Raw genomic sequence first — 15521 nt, 5'->3', positions numbered from 1 at the left:
AGTACACTACAAGATCATCTCCAAGAATTGCTAGAAATTGATCGCCAGCGAAATCAAGTGTTAGACGAACAACTCAAAGGCTTCGCTATCAAAATACAGGATAATAATCAATCTGTTGTTGAAATGTTTCGTCAATTACACTCAGTTATCCAGGGAGAATCTGAGTCTTTAATGCAAACCTTTCAGCAATTCAATTCATCTGTTCAAACAAGTTCTGAGTCTTTACTACAAACCTTCAATCAACTCAATTCATTAATTGAGAGTGAAGCCCAATCTATTCCACAAGCTTTCAATAAACTGGGTTCGGTTATAGAAGATCAGTCTTCTTCTCTGGTGTCTAGCTTTAATCGACTTAGCTTTGTGATTGAGGAAACGTCTCACTCTTTATCTGCCAATTTGAATAGTTTAGAAACCGAGAGTCAAAATGCAGCAGGTGGTATGTCAAATACAGCACAATCTATTCAAGATGTTGCTGAAGATCTGAGGAAAGTACTTATTCTAATTCAGCAACTTGAAGAATTAATCAAATATGTCCTTCAAGAGAGAAGTCAACAACTATGAATTCTAGCCAACTAAAGTACGGTGAAATATTTTGTTTTTTGGCATTATTTTTCTTAATTATATTATTATTTTTTTCTCATAAGAGTTCAAACAATGAGAATGCAAAAGCCCAAAATGATTTTCCACCTAATATAGGTATTAATAATAATGAATTTCCTTTTAAGGTTGGTGAAGCTACTTTAACTCCAAAATTAAAAAACCATATTGATCGAACAATTGTACGTAAAATTATAGAAAAATTTTCGGCATACGATGTTAACACAATAGAAGTTATTGGTCATACAGATGGACTAGAAATTAAAGATAAAGAAAATTCTAATTTGGATAAACGTTTAATTCAAGTAGTTCAGGAGGAAAATAAAGACATTGGAGAATTAAAGGCAGGTTCAAATGCAGATTTAGGATTGATGCGAGCATTAGCAGTGATTAAAGAACTGCAAAAGAAAAAAGAACTATCGCAAGTATTTAAAAAAAAAGGAATAGATGAGAAAAAAGTATTTCGGGCTTACTCTGCTGCACAGCTCTATCTTCCTAATAGAACAATAGCGCCACCAGATTCTAATGCTAATCAAGAACGTCGGCGGATTCAAATTCGCTTTACTAAGTTAAATGACGAGTAAAACTAAGGAGGAAGTGATGTCTGTTGGATTACCAGAACCAGAGTTTATTGACAATCCTGAAAACCGTTGTCCGGTTATTCTCTTGCTAGATACATCTGGTTCTATGGATGGAGATCCTATTACTGAATTAAACCAGGGGGTCAAAATATTTAAAGCGACTATCATGGAAGATGAGCTAGCTGCTTTAAGGGTAGAAGTAGCGGTGATTACCTTTGACAGTGAAGTTAAGGTAATTCAGGATTTTATCACCATCGATCAGTTTACTCCTGAAAAACTTACAGCGTCGGGAGGAACCCATCTGGGACAAGCTATTGAAATAGCTTTAGATTTATTAGAAGAACGTAAAGCAACCTACAAGAAAAACGATATTCAATATTATCGACCTTGGATATTTTTAATTACCGATGGAGCGCCTACCGATAGTTGGCGAGATGCAGCAAAAAGGGTAAGAGAAGCAGAAGCAAATGGTAAATTATTGTTATTTGCTGTTGGCGTACAGCAAGCAGATATGGAAACCTTGAGGCAAATTGCTCCTGTTTCTTGTCCTCCTAAACTTCTCAATGGTTTAGACTTCCAATCTCTATTTAAATGGCTGAGTGCTTCTGTGAAAACAGTTTCAGCAGGTAAGATAGGGGAGAAAAAAACAATTCCCTCTACTAGTGGTTGGGAACAAATTATTAGTTAGCGTAGAAGAAAGCTCATGATTTGGAAAGCAGTTTGTCATTATTCAACAGGAGTATCCCATCAAAAACAGGACTTACCTTGCCAAGATTATGGCGAATATCGTCTCCTTGGCAAAGTCGTTATTGGAGCAGTGGCTGATGGTGCAGGTAGTACTGAATATTCTCATCTAGGTTCTCAGATAGCTGTGAAAGAGATACTGGCGTATTTAGAGAAATTTGAGCAAAAATTCTCCTGTTTCTCTTTTCAGTCAATTGCTCAGTCTGTTCACAAAATATTTGCTGAAGGAACCCAACAAGTTATTTCAGTTTTATCTAATCAAGCTATTAGTAATAGCTGTTCTATCAATGAATTAGCTTGTACTCTCATTGCTTTTATAGCCACTTCTGACTGGATAGCTGCCATGCAAATCGGAGATGGTTTTCTGGTCTTCCGTTTACATAACGACCCCTCTTATCAGCTACTTTTTCATCCTGATAAAGGAGAGTTTATTAATGAAACTACCTTCATCACTTCAAGCAATGTTTTAGAAACAATGCAGGTACAGACGATAGCAGGAAGTCAAAGATTTATATGTGCCTCTACTGATGGTTTAGAAAATGTTTGCATCAACCTACGTAATTGGTTGCCATTTGAACCTTTTTTTCAACCATTAGAAAATTATCTGGAGCAAACCAACAATCCCGAACAAGACAAACAGTACCTAATCCAATTTCTCGAATCTGAACGTCTCCAATCCCGAACAAATGATGATAAAACATTACTTTTATGCCTCTCTCAATTTAGCTAAGTATTATGAAAATTTTATTTAGATTAATTACTAACTGGACTACTCGTATTAATTCGCTTAATTGGTGGAAATTGAATCCTGCTTATCCTAACAAGAAGGACAAAAAGATAAAACTTATCTACCGAGGAGTGAGGTATGAGTACAATCCACTTACCGCTCAAGTTAAAAGTGAAATAGGTGGATTGTACCGAGGTTCTTCTTGGCGAATTTATCAATTAAAAAAATCATCAATACAAATAAAGATAACTCAAAAAAAATTAAATTACCGGAGTGTGAAGTATCCTCATAAATTAATCCAGATTAAAAATCCTCCGGATCTCACCTCCTTAAATAGTACACCCATATTCCAAGGGAGGAAACTACCTTCAACACAGCCAAAGGATAGAGAACCAACAGAGAGAGATCCCCAACAACTCAATTCAGTTGAGTTAAATGTCTCTCAAGACAATCAGAAAGAAATTGGAGATGAAATTTCTGAGATTATTTATCCCCCAAATTTAAATAGCTGTAGGCTGGTATTAGATAGAGACATCTTCAAAGATAAGCTAATAGCGACTAGTGGCGAAGCTGAAATTTGGACAATAACTGGTGAAATTTTGATAAACAATAGCCAGAATCATCTGGCAAAGATTTATCACCAAAAAACTTCTGAGCAAATCAAAAATTTATCTGAACGAGGAAAAAAGTTAGAGGTGATGGTAGTTCATCAAACCATTGCTCCGAATTTATTTCCAAACCATGTATCTCTCGCTTGGCCGCAATACTTGTTAGAGAATAGTTCTAGTGAAGTCGTAGGCTTTTTAATGCCATTTATAGAGGGATATAAACTCACAAAGTCTTACCATCCAAGGCTTCGCCAAAGTCTGAATCTTGAGTGGGATTGGCAAGTTGACTGGCAATTTCTCCATCAAACAGCTAGAAATCTAGCTCTGATTATCCAATTCCTTCATTCTAAGGGTTATGTTATTGGAGATATGAAGCCAGAAAATATCTTAGTAAACCAGCAAGCTTTACCTTCAATAATTGATACAGATTCTTTTCAAATACGCTGTCATCAGACTGGTGAATTGTATCGCTGTTTAGTAGGTTCAGAAAACTTTACTCCTCCTGAACTCTTAGGAGAAAATTTTGCCCAGATTGACCAAGATCCCACTCATGATCGCTTTAGATTAGCAGTTATAATTTATCACCTCTTATTTGGAGAACATCCTTTTAAAGGATGGCGAGGTGATGAAGATCCCCCCCCAAAAATCGACGATTTAATCCGTCAAGGTTTTTGGTGTTATGCTTCTCATAGTCTGATTCAGCCAGGGGTAAGAACTATTCCTCTAGATATTATTCATCCCCAAGTTAAAGAATGTTTTCTTAGGTGTTTTAATGAGGGACATGATCACCCAAACTTGCGTCCTACAGCAACAGATTGGGCAAATGCTTTGCAAGCTGCACTAAATGATTTGGTACACTGTAAATCATTTAGTAGCCATTGGTACAGTAAAACCTATGGCAGATGCTACTGGTGTGAAAGAAAAGAATCTCTTGGAAAGGATATCTTTTCTGATGATACTGAGCAATATAAAAAGCTCAATATGCTTCTAAAAGCGGGAAAGTGGAAAGAAGCCGACTTAGAAACTAAATACCTGATGCTAAAAATTAGTAGCAGATTTGATAAAGGCTGGCTGGATGAGTCAGCGATAGTGAATTTCCCCCTTCAGGATCTCAGCATTATTAACCAACTTTGGCTAGAGCATTCATCAGAGCGTTTTGGCTTTAGCGTGCAAAAACGTATCTATATAGAGACAGGTAACCAGCCAGGAGGGTATGACCGAGAAACCTACAATCGCTTTGCTGAAGCGGTCGGTTGGCGAGAGGACAGAATTTGGAAAAATTACTTTGACTTAGAATTTTCTCTCTCTGCCCCTGATGGACATCTTCCTTGGTGTTGTGCAGGATTTGATGTTTGTTTAGTGTCTTACCTGTCCGTTCGCTCATTTTTGAAGGGTAAGAGGAATTAATTCCTTGAGAGGAAAGGAATAGGACAATTTTCCAATCCAATCGCGTAACGCTTCCAATTTCTCAGTAATGTGGAGAAAGCGATAGGGCAATTCTTGGCTAAAAGCGATCGCTGATAAAGGGGTATTAGTATTCTCATACCCCGTTTATTGTTTTTCCTCCTTGTAACTGGGAACACTAAGTAAAATAAGTGGATTTACAGGGGAAAAATATGGGATGGTTAAGCGAAATAAGCCTCAAGGCAAGGGAAGCAGAGGTACTGTTAGGTCAGCGTGCGCCGTCACCAGTGCGACGTTGGTATCCAACGGCATTTCCCGACTTGGAGTATTCCCAGATACAGGTCTTTTTGCAGTATCGGGAAGTAGCTCAAAAACTAGGAGTGAATTTAAAAAATAAGCTCCTGCTCGATACGATTAACGGTCATCCACACCGTATAGAAGATGCGTTTCTGTGTCTGCTAGAATACTCAGACAAGCTAGAAGACGGCGACCACGCTACAAATTTCCTAAGAAAGGCGTTTATAGAGGGGTGGAAGCCTCGCAAGTTCCAAAGCTTTGAGCAGGCGAGAAAAGCGATACCTTGGTTGTAGGGGTTCTTTTGGTTCGCGATCGCACGGACTCACACCTCGAACTGTGCCACTTTCACCCCATACATCAGTGACGGCTAGGGCTTGCAACTAACACGCCACCCAGATGAGCGAGAAATACAGCTTTGTATTATTTTAAACTACATATAGTAGTATCAAGGAGTGAACTCCCAGGATTCTAAGAGCGCTTTTCGTTCTCGCCAGTCGGGCATCACGGACCCTAAGGTTTCCCAGAAGGCATCACCATGATGGCGGTGTAACAAGTGAACGACTTCGTGAGCGACGACGTATTCCATTGCCGCAAGAGGAGCTTGGACGAGCTGCCAGTTAATGCGGATAATCCCGTCTAGGCCGCAAGTTCCCCAGGTGTGCTTCTGTTCGCTGAGTCGGACTGTAGGTGTTTCGATGTTTAGCTTACGAGCATAACTTTTGGCAAAGCGTTTGGTATCTTGTAGAACACGATTACGCTGCCACGACACGAAAGCCGCATCAATTGCAGTATGGCGATCTCTCTCCTTTAAGTGACGGGGAACCTGAATGTGGAAGCTCCTAATGCAGGTGATGGTGACTTCTTCTACGTCGGCATCTTCAAGCTGCACCATCAACTGACGACCCCGGTATACTAGCTTAGCTCCACTTACGTAACGTTGGGGGCTTTTTGCAATGAAAGTGGAACGGCAGTCTTCTATAGCATTAAAGAGCCAACGACGTTTGGTGTCAACAAAAGCAGCTATCTGCTCCTTGGGAGTATCGGCAGGAGCAACGACTTCAACTGCTTCTGGGGTGACGACAATGCGTTGGTGCTTGGTGCGGCGGCTGTAGCGCACCGTATAGGGAATGCTGGTTTGACCGATTTGCAGGATAGGCATAGTAAATAAGCTTTGTCTATCTCCACGTCAATTCTTAAAATTCTAATGCTTTGTGTGTTAATAAGTTTAAATTTTGATGTAGTGTTTGAGGGCGTACTCATCAACTTTACTGGGAATTTCTTTCCAGTTCTCAAGACCTAAGTTAAAGACTAGCGCCCGAACTTGTTGGCGCAGTCCTTTGCGTAATTGTTCCTTTAAGTGCCAGCCAGGAGGAGCAGTGTCATTACTGGAGTAAAGCCGATCAATTGCTTGGGCGGCTTGCTCCAAAGGAGTAAGGCTGGTGTTTGAGTCGGTTTTATCACCAGTACTAGAACTGTTACCTTTGTCTCCTTGACTTGCAGCAGCAGGGATGAACGCTGACAAAATCTTGAGAATGCCGTAAGCTGTCTTACTCAAACCAGAATCTTGGTGAGCTTGGTCTTGGGCAAGCAAGTCGCGTACAATTTGTTCGTAGCGTTTGAGGACTGAGGCTGCTTCAATTTGTCCTTGTTCAAACTGGCGCAGCACTTCTTTAACTCGCTCGGAGAATAGTCCGTAGAAAAGGGGATTTTCATCTTCTTTTTGCTGTATGATTTTACGAAGTTCGGCACTTTTGCGTACCGCTGCGATTTGGATTTCTTCTTCAGCGCGATCGCCACTAAAGTCCTGCCAGAATGCCGGGTCTGTAATATCATGTAGTTTGCATAGCGTGGTAATCCCCGTAACACTCAAGTGTTCGTCCAGCATTTCTCGGATTTTGGCACTGACATCGCTCTTGAGAGTGGATTCTCGTTTCTCAAAGGTCAAAGTTCCCAAAGGTAAGAACCCGGCAATCCATTTCAGGTCATCTCTGTAGTCGAGAATTATTGGGTCGGGACTGAGGGCATCGTAAGCTTTAATAAAGGCTTTGGCTAGGCGGTGGAAAGCGTACCAGTTATCTTCACTGCCTAGATGCTGAATGAGGGCATCGTATTCCTGACGGATGTTTCCCGTGTTGCGGGGGATGGGTTTGAGGAATTGCATCACCTCGGCATGAGCAGTTCTTAGCTGGTTGCGTTCTACCTCTAGGTCTTTCATGGCGTTTTGTACGTCCGCCTGCCGATAGGTTGCCAGCGCTTCTGTGAGGTTTTTGGTAACGCCGATGTAGTCTACAATTAAACCGAATTCTTTGTGAGAACCATATACGCGGTTGGTACGGGCGATCGCCTGCAATAAGTTATGTTCTTTTAAGGGGCTGTCCAAGTACATGACACTTTCACGAGGGGCATCAAACCCAGTCAGCAGTTTGTTGCAGACAATGAGAAACTGCACCGGGGGTACTTCACCCCGCAGGACTTTGGCTTCGTATTCGGTATCGTCTCCTGTAAACTTTCTAATGGCAGCCACCTCTGCTTTTTTATCCAAAGCGTATTTTCTCAAGTCTTGGCGAAGCGAATCGATATACTTGTCTTCGCTGGGTTTACCATCTTCTTGGTTGGGAGAATAGACGGGAATTGCCATTGCCTCAGCCCAGCGCTTGGCTGTTTCGGGGTCAAAGCCTTTTCTCTCCAAGCTTTTAGCAATGATTTTATTCAATTCCCGTTTGTAAAGAATAATCGCTTCTCGGTCAATGGCGACAATTTGCGCCCGGAATCCTTCTGGGGCTGCCAGTCGGGAGAAGTGCGTCCAAATGTCGTATGCCAGCAGTTCGACGCGCTGGCGGTGTTTGACTAAATCTTCAATCAAGACACCTCGCGCTTTTATCTTATTAAGGACTTCTTCCGGTTCGTTGGCAAACCAATTGTCAAACAAGATATCAAGTTTTTTCTCATCCACTTGCCATTCAGCTTTGCGACTGGTATAGCGGATGGGAACGGTAGCACCATCAGTAACGGCATCGTCTATACTGTAGCGGTCGAGATAGTCTTCGCCGGGGAGACTGAAATTCTCGTAGGTGTCTTTGTCCGTTGTTTGGATGGGGGTGCCAGTAAAGCCAATGAAGCAGGCGTGGGGTAGGGTTTTTTCGAGATATGCCCCCAGGTCTTTCTCTTGGGTGCGGTGGCATTCGTCTACCAAAATAATCCAGTTGTTGCTGTTGGCAGCTTCTGTGGCTGACCCTTCAAATTTAAAAATGGTCGAGAGCAAGGTTAACCCCACGGGATTGCTATGAATCGCTTTTTGGAGGCCTTCACCTGACTGAATGCGAGTGGGGTTGGGCAGTCCGCACGCTTGGAAGGTGAGGGCAATTTGGTCGTCCAAGTCAATGCGATCGGTCAGAACCAGGATATTGGGGTTCTCCAGGATGGGGGAGTTGATGGTGCGGTGGGTTTTGAGTTTGAGGGTGGCAAAGACCATTGTTAAGGACTTGCCCGACCCTTGGGTATGCCAGATGAGTCCTTTGCGATATTTCCGACCCAATCGTTTTGGATCTGGCTTTAGGGGTGCGAGTACCCGGTCTACAATCTTATTAACGGCACGAAACTGCTGATAGCGACAGATTTTTTTAGTGACTTTCTGTTCTCTTTTCTCAAATACAATGAAGTGTGCCAGAATGTCGAGCAGTCGTGAGGGTTCTAGCAAGCACCAGAGTTGTTTTTCTAACTCATTGTTAAAGTTTATTCCGACCGTTTCCCCCTCGTCCTTCCAAGTTCCCCAATAGGCAGAGGATGCGCCCGTTGCACCATAGAGGACGTTTGCGCCATCGGTAATGATGTTGAAGGCGTTGGAATAGAACAGGCGGGGGATATCGCGTTCGTATTGTTTAATTTGCTCAAAGGCTTCTCCTGTTTTGTCTTTGGCAGTGAAAGGTTTCTTGGCTTCTAGGACGACAAGGGGAATGCCGTTGATGAAGATGACAATATCTGGTTTGCGGGAGGATTGGGATTTGACGTAGAACTGGTTGGTGACGGTGAAGGTGTTTTTCTCAGGTTCAAGGAAATTAATAAGGCGGATGGTCTTTTTGGTAGTTTCGCCGGGAACGTTACGGCTGTAGTTGCCCCGCTGCAGGTTTGTCCATTGCTCATTATCGGTAACAGCGAGTATATCCTGGTAGGTAGCACGGGCAACGTCTTCGGGAACGTTGTTGATGCGTTGGATGGCAGTAATGAAGATGTCGCGCAGGATGACTTGGTTGAGGGTGTCTCTCGCGGTTTGGTTTTGTTGGGGAGGAAGCCAACTGTAGCCAAGTTGAATTAAAGCATCGATGCAGGGTTTTTCGACAAGGGTGTATTCTGTGGCTTGGGTCATGGTACAGTCGAGCCTAAAACAAACTTATGTCTGGTCTTCCCCATATATTAGGAATTCCCATTTCTTTGATTTTTGAAACAGCTTCCCGCAAAGTAGAAAGTGCTGGCGTTTCTTTTTGATAACACCAGAATAAATCACTCATGGGTATTGGAAGCCCTTCTGGAGATTGAATAAACTGTTGAGGACACCTTGCCATCTTGGCATAACTCTCACAATCTAAGATGCTTAGTATAGAAAATTGTGAAGTTTCAGCAAACTCGTCCCTAATTCTTCCAATCCATGCTATTCTGTCCCCCGGATATATATCAATAACATCAATTAAAAAACCTTTAATCGCTGCATCAGATGCCAGTTCTGCGGGGTCATCGCATGAGCGATTAGTTATCATAAACTGGTCGCCGTATCCACAATTAAATAAATCGATAATTTGCAATTTATTAGAGAGTAAAGGATTTTCATATCTTGCAATAAAAATAAAGTCTTGTTCATGACAAAACCACCGCATAGTCATCTGTTCTGTGAAGAAATGCCAAGGATAACTTTCTTTGTAGTGATAAAACTCTCTTTGAGTTACTTTTTGAATTTTTGATATAGCTTCTTGTAAAGGCAATACAAAAAACTCGCGATTTTTTTTATAACGATAATTGGAAAGTTTTTGATGAATTAGTTTTTCAACTAATGTACAATCAGGGACATCCTCTTCGTAAGAAACAGTAAACTCATCAGGTACACCAGTTGTAAACAGTTGCTTGGCTCTTTTCTGGGGACTGCCTTCTGTTTTACCGATTTTTAGTAGATTTTCCCGAAAAGCTGGATTTTCCATAATATATATAGAGCCTTGAGACATAACAATTCTCAAATTTCATTTTTTATAACTTATTGTTATTGATACGAACGCGACCAGTTAGGAGGTCTTGCATTAGACCGCGTTTTAGCCTTTCAAGTGATTCGAGTTCCAGCACAGCAGCTAACTCATTAGAACGAACAGAATCTAAAACTTCAATAATTGCTTTTTGCTCATTCATGGGTGGAACAATAGCCGGAAAATTTTTTAACTGCGTTGAGTTAATACTGGCAAGATTAGTAGTTTGCTTTCCACAGTTCAGAAAATACTGTTTTCCATAATTACTTCCAGTTTGGGCTGCTAAAAATTCTGGAAGTAAAATATTGAGATTAGGACGCACAGCAAAAATATGATTTTGATGAAGGCACATCTCTATTTGACCTCGCCATATATCACCGCGACCCAGTTTATCTAAATCTCCACCTTCAGTTAAAAGAACATCTCCAGGTTTTAGACGATATCTATCTATCTCTTTCGGTGCTACTCGAATCATTTTGATTTCAGACAAATCAAGATAACCATCTTGAACATTAGCCACACGCAAATATGGAAGTTCAACTGAATTCCCTTGTACTTTTTTTCCTTTAGCTAATCCGGTTTGGATAGTAGCAATCTCTTGTAAAGGCTTCACTTCCCACTCTTCTGGAATCTTCCCAATCGCACTCTCTTTAAACCGAGTATGACCGATGCCCTTGGTGAGGAGTTGCTGGAGGAGTCCCTGCTTGACTTTGCGGGTTTGGTCGATGACTGCCTGGGTGGATGCGATCGCTTCATCCACACTGCTGAGAATATCGGCGATTTTCTTTTGTTCGCAAATAATGCGGGTAACAGCAATTTTCAAATCTCTAATGTTCTTTAAAGACAGCGTTTTTTGACTTGATCCATCAACTTGGTTGTCTATTTGTTTTTTTATAAGGCTTGACTGAAGAATATAAAATAAATATTTTTCATTAATCATTGGGTTAATGATAGCAGTGTTTTGACCCAAGCAAAATTTTTCATCTGTATCAACATAAGCAAGCATTCCGTAGCTACCTACTCGGCTTACAATAATATCTCCTTTCTGTGGGGAGTAGCTTTTAGTGAATTTTTGGTAAACTTCTTCTGAAACTCGACAGGCATTCTTTAAATCTAAATAACCTCCTTTAATATCTGTTACCCTCACCATCGGCAACCCAGTGTTTGAGAATTCTGGAGTTTGATGTAAGGAATCAATCACTTTTGAAACTTGATTTAGCGGAACAACATCCCAGTCCTTTGGAATGTTTCCAATTTCAGTTTGCTTAAAGCTAGTCTTATATTCTTGTTCTGTGCTGTCAATAACTGCTTTAGAAAGCTTCTCAGGAACCATAACCCAGTTCCTCCAAAAATCCCAACATCTTCGCTTCAGCTTTATCCCGTTGCACCAGTAATTCTTTTAATATCTCCACCTCCGCCGCCACATCAATCTGTTCTTCTTCTTCGGCTGTCTGCACGTATCGGGCGATATTGAGATTAAAATCATTCTTCTCAATCTCCTCTAACTCCACCACCCGTGCAAATCGTTGCTCATCCTGAAACGCCACAAACGCCTTCGCCAATCGCTCAACATTCGCATCAGAGAGAGTATTTTGGTTTTTCCCCTCCACCATCTCCTCAGCGCCATTAACAAACAGCACTTTCCCCCGTCGCGCTGAATCTTTCTTCTTATTAAGAATCAACACGCAAGCTGGAATCCCCGTGCCATAAAATAATTTGGGTGCTAACCCAATCACTGCCTCAATCAAATCGTCTTGCAGCATTCCCTGACGAATTTTGGCTTCGGCATCACCTCGGAACAGAATGCCGTGCGGTAACACCACCCCCAACTTTCCTGTTGAGTTCAAACTGACAATCATGTGCTGAACAAATGCCAAATCTCCATAATACCTTGGCGGACAGCCGTAGGTATTGCGACTAAACTTGTCTCCGTCTTTCCAAGTTTCATATCCCCAGTTCTTCAATGAGAATGGCGGATTCGCCAGCACCCGGTCAAACTTCATGAGCGTTTTGCTGCCTTCCGATTCGAGATGCTTTGGGTCACTTAGGGTATCACCCCGTAAGATCAAAGCATCATCGATGTCGTGCAGAAACAAGTTCATCTGGCAAATCGCCCAAGTGTTGAGGTTCATCTCCTGCCCGTAAAGATGTAGCGACTTGGCATTCTTCCCTTGGCGTTCGAGATAGTGTACCGTCTCTAGCAACATGCCACCAGATCCGCACGTAGGGTCATAAATGCTCATACCTTCTTCAGGTTGCAAGCACTCTACAATCAGGCGCACAACCATTTTGGGGGTATAGAACTCGCCACCTTTCTTCCCTGCATCATCGGCAAATTTAGCAATCAGGTACTCGTAGGCGTTACCGAGAACATCCGCCTCTACATCGCTATTACGCAAGCGGTGCCTGCTGAAATGTTGTAGCAGCAGTTCCAGAGTGGCGTCGGGAAAACGCTCCTTGTTATTGAAGTCTACATCTTGAAAGACACCACGCAAGCGCACGTTAGCATCTTCAATCGCTCGGAAGGCGGCATTCAGGTGTTCGCCAATATTTGTAGAGTGCTTGCGTACATCATCCCAAAAGCAACCCTTTGGAATATGGAAGCGGTGTTCGTCAGGATCGGCTGCTACTTCTGCATCGCCGTATTGGGCTAGCCGCTCCTCGTATTCTTCCGACCACACGTCGCACAATCGCTTAAAGAAGAGTAGTCCAAATATGTAGTGCTTAAAGTCAGCAGCATCAACCTTGCCGCGCAGTATGTCAGCAGCACCCCACAGGTTGCTTTCTAACTGCCTAAGGGTAATTTTGCCGATATAAGTAAGAGGTAATGTACTAGAGACAATAATTTCCTTCATCAAGAGTTAGCGTAGGCGGGTAAGATAGTAAGACAATATATAACAGCACTCAACTGCATCAGTTCCAAATTAAAGTATATCCCTCATTTGAGTCAGGGCGGTGGAATACAAATACCTGCTCAATGAAGTTTTAGCTACTCATTTTACTCCTCAGAATCTATCTTGTCAGGTGCTTTTTCTTCTACTGGTTCTTCTTTAGAATTTACTTGCTCGGTTAGTTGTTCTGCTACTGGTTCTACTGGTTCTTCTGCTTGTTCAACTGGGATGAGGGCTTCTAGTTTTTTTAAGAGTGCCTGCACTTGTTTCCACTTTTTAGGGTCCGACCAAATTTTGGATTGACTGAGGCGACGGGTAATGGATTGAATTGTTGCTTTGGGAGACTCTTGAGGAGCTTGAGGTTGCAAAGCTTTGACTCGCTCTCGCAGAGCGCTGAGGGATAAATTAGATGCAATGGCTTCTTCTAACAACGGTTGTCTCAGCTTAGTGTCTTTGACTCTGGCAATCGATTGAGCTTTGGTGTATTCAATTTTTCCGGCTCTGAGTGCTTCTAGAATATCTGGCGGTAACTTCAGTAGTGGCAGGCGACTGGAAGCAAACGATTCCCAACTAAGCTTACCCAATTCCTCAAAAACCGCTATTATGCCTTGTCCTTGTTCGTTGCCCAAAACGTTTTGGGCAGTATTTCCTTTGGCTTCATGCTGCATCTTGTAGAGCAAACTGGGAATGTCTGTCACAGGCATTGAGAGCCGAATTGATAACAATTGCAGTATACCTTCTGTCTCCTCTACTGGGTTGAGGTCTTCTCGCAGCAGGTTTTCAACTAAACTGACTTGCAGGGCTTGAACGTCTGTAAGCTCACGAATGGTAACAGGAACTTCTTTGAGTCCTGCTACTGTTGCAGCACGATATCGCCGCTCTCCTGCTACCAACTCGTACTGGTTGTCTTTATCTGGAATGGGGCGGACTAGCAGGTTCTCCAAAATCCCATGAGTTTTAACAGACTGAACCAATTGCTCCATCTTAACTGGATCAAAGTATCGCCGGGGCTGAGTGTCAGGAAGAGAAATAGAGTCGATGGGCAGCAACAAGGTCGCAGTGTCGGGTGACTCTTCCCCCATCAACACGCTGAGATCGGCTTTGGCTTTGTAAGGAAGTTCTGTTTTGCGAGTTCGAGTCATTATAGTAGCTCCATTTGCTTAGCGAGTTTATCTAAAATTTTGAGGATTGGATGTTTGGGGTCATATAAAGCTAGAGGGATTTGTTGCTCTGATGCATCCACTATAGCTGTAGCTCTAGGTATTGGGTCAAAGACGGGGGCAATGGGGGAGAATTGTTCTTGAATGGCTTTGAGCGTGCGTTGGTCTTGTGAGTTAGCAGCGGCGTAGCGAGAGGGAACAAATCCAGCTATTTTTAAGTTGCGGTTTCCTCGTTTTCTCACTTTGGCGATCGTTTGCAGCAGGAGATTTGTTCCTTGGAAGGCTTTATAGTGAGTTTCGATGGGGATGAGCAAGTGACTAGCAGCAACGAGGCTGCTATAACTTAATAAGCCTAGACTGGGTGGGCAGTCGATGAGAATAAAATCGTAGTTATTGCGAACGGGTTCAATGGATTCTTTCAAACGCACTTCACGAAAGTCCATGTTGACCAGTTGGATTTCAGCAACACTGAGGTTAATGTTAGTGGGAGCTATATCCATGCCGTGTTGGTTGTTTAAAATGAACAGTGGCTCCTCATTTATAATGGCGTCAAAGGGAGTTTTTTCTAAACTTTCTGGGTCAATGCCCATGAAGGAGGTTAAGGAACTCTGGGGGTCGAGGTCAACGAGCAGAACTTTGTGACCTCTCGTATGCAGTTGATAGCCCAGGTTCATGGTCAGGGTAGACTTGCCCACCCCTCCTGCTTGATTGAAGATTGAAATGACCTGGTGGCTCATTTATTGTACAAAAACAATAAAGTTTTTAAGTGAACAATAAAGTCCTCAAGTGAACAATAGAGTCCTTTTCGCGACTGTCCCACCCCTCGGTTGCAAGTTTTGTATTCTGAGAAATGCAGATAGTACTGTTTTCCTACATTAATAGCGTCTTTGTAGTACAAAATGACTCTGTGCTAGTTAAGAACTTTATTCCCTCAGTTTAGAGCAACTAGTATGTAACTCACCTTTTAGTAAAGAACTTTATACAAAAATCTGGAACGATAGAATCGCTCTTTACAGGCGCTGTCGGTAAAGAGCTTTGTTGTCTGTGAACACGGGCTAAACTTGTCTTTTGATTTTTGTAACACAGGATAGTGTAGAACAAATAGTCAAACAACGAACACTATCTAATTTATGATTTAGTCTAGCTCTGCGGTCGGGCTACTGTCAGTTTAACGTTATTTGCACACTGATGCTTTCGCTACACCGGATAAAAAAGCCAATCATCCTCGTCGTAGCGATAGCCGCGCTCCATTCGGCAAAATTAAACTTGGACTTGGACTTGCTTATT

At 42.3% G+C, this 15521-nt stretch carries 13 protein-coding genes; 6 read left to right on the top strand and 7 right to left on the bottom strand.

Going from position 1 to position 15521, the window contains the following annotated elements:
- The 6 genes from ICL16_RS02345 to ICL16_RS02320 form a co-directional block, all read left to right on the top strand.
- Positions 1–561: hypothetical protein (locus ICL16_RS02345; RefSeq protein WP_190825290.1), on the top strand; the 561-nt coding region annotated here is incomplete at its 5' end.
- Complete coding sequence (locus ICL16_RS02340; protein ID WP_190825289.1) at positions 558–1181, top strand: OmpA family protein; 624 nt, start codon at positions 558–560, stop codon at positions 1179–1181. The genes ICL16_RS02345 and ICL16_RS02340, both read left to right, overlap by 4 nt.
- Before the next feature lie 16 nt (positions 1182–1197).
- Positions 1198–1866, top strand: a complete 669-nt coding sequence (locus tag ICL16_RS02335) for a vWA domain-containing protein (protein ID WP_190825288.1) — start codon at positions 1198–1200, stop codon at positions 1864–1866.
- A 15-nt stretch (positions 1867–1881) separates the two neighbouring features.
- Positions 1882–2652: a PP2C family serine/threonine-protein phosphatase gene (locus ICL16_RS02330; protein ID WP_190825287.1), complete on the top strand. Its 771-nt coding sequence runs from the start codon at positions 1882–1884 to the stop codon at positions 2650–2652.
- A gap of 5 nt (positions 2653–2657) precedes the next feature.
- On the top strand, positions 2658–4664 hold the full coding sequence (locus ICL16_RS02325) for a GUN4 domain-containing protein (protein WP_190825286.1): 2007 nt from the start codon (positions 2658–2660) through the stop codon (positions 4662–4664).
- A gap of 209 nt (positions 4665–4873) precedes the next feature.
- The gene (locus tag ICL16_RS02320; protein ID WP_190825285.1) at positions 4874–5251 is read left to right on the top strand and encodes a hypothetical protein; all 378 of its coding nucleotides are present in this window, start codon (positions 4874–4876) and stop codon (positions 5249–5251) included.
- 152 nt (positions 5252–5403) lie between these two features.
- Here the strand turns inward: ICL16_RS02320 and ICL16_RS02315 are convergent, their stop codons facing one another.
- The 7 genes from ICL16_RS02315 to ICL16_RS02285 all read right to left on the bottom strand — a co-directional run bounded on the left by ICL16_RS02315 (position 5404) and on the right by ICL16_RS02285 (position 14971).
- Positions 5404–6117 (bottom strand): M48 family metallopeptidase, encoded by a 714-nt coding sequence (locus tag ICL16_RS02315; RefSeq protein WP_190825284.1) that lies wholly within the window; start codon positions 6115–6117, stop codon positions 5404–5406.
- A 66-nt stretch (positions 6118–6183) separates the two neighbouring features.
- The gene (locus ICL16_RS02310) at positions 6184–9321 is read right to left on the bottom strand and encodes a type I restriction endonuclease subunit R (RefSeq protein ID WP_190825283.1); all 3138 of its coding nucleotides are present in this window, start codon (positions 9319–9321) and stop codon (positions 6184–6186) included.
- 13 nt (positions 9322–9334) lie between these two features.
- Positions 9335–10168: a GIY-YIG nuclease family protein gene (locus ICL16_RS02305; protein WP_190825282.1), complete on the bottom strand. Its 834-nt coding sequence runs from the start codon at positions 10166–10168 to the stop codon at positions 9335–9337.
- Between the two features lie 22 nt (positions 10169–10190).
- Entirely contained in the window at positions 10191–11516 is a 1326-nt protein-coding gene (locus ICL16_RS44745) for a restriction endonuclease subunit S (RefSeq protein WP_202895375.1), read from the bottom strand.
- Positions 11506–13038 (bottom strand): type I restriction-modification system subunit M, encoded by a 1533-nt coding sequence (locus ICL16_RS02295; RefSeq protein ID WP_202895374.1) that lies wholly within the window; start codon positions 13036–13038, stop codon positions 11506–11508. The genes ICL16_RS44745 and ICL16_RS02295 overlap by 11 nt, the downstream gene beginning before the upstream one ends.
- A 143-nt stretch (positions 13039–13181) precedes the next feature.
- Complete coding sequence (locus ICL16_RS02290) at positions 13182–14216, bottom strand: ParB/RepB/Spo0J family partition protein (RefSeq protein WP_190825281.1); 1035 nt, start codon at positions 14214–14216, stop codon at positions 13182–13184.
- Complete coding sequence (locus ICL16_RS02285; protein ID WP_190825280.1) at positions 14216–14971, bottom strand: ParA family protein; 756 nt, start codon at positions 14969–14971, stop codon at positions 14216–14218. The genes ICL16_RS02290 and ICL16_RS02285 overlap by 1 nt, the downstream gene beginning before the upstream one ends.
- Positions 14972–15521: the final 550 nt, after the last annotated feature.

The sequence above is a fragment of the Iningainema tapete BLCC-T55 genome (assembly GCF_014698965.1).
Lineage (GTDB): Bacteria > Cyanobacteriota > Cyanobacteriia > Cyanobacteriales > Nostocaceae > Iningainema > Iningainema tapete.
This window is presented reverse-complemented; position numbering and strand designations above follow the sequence as displayed.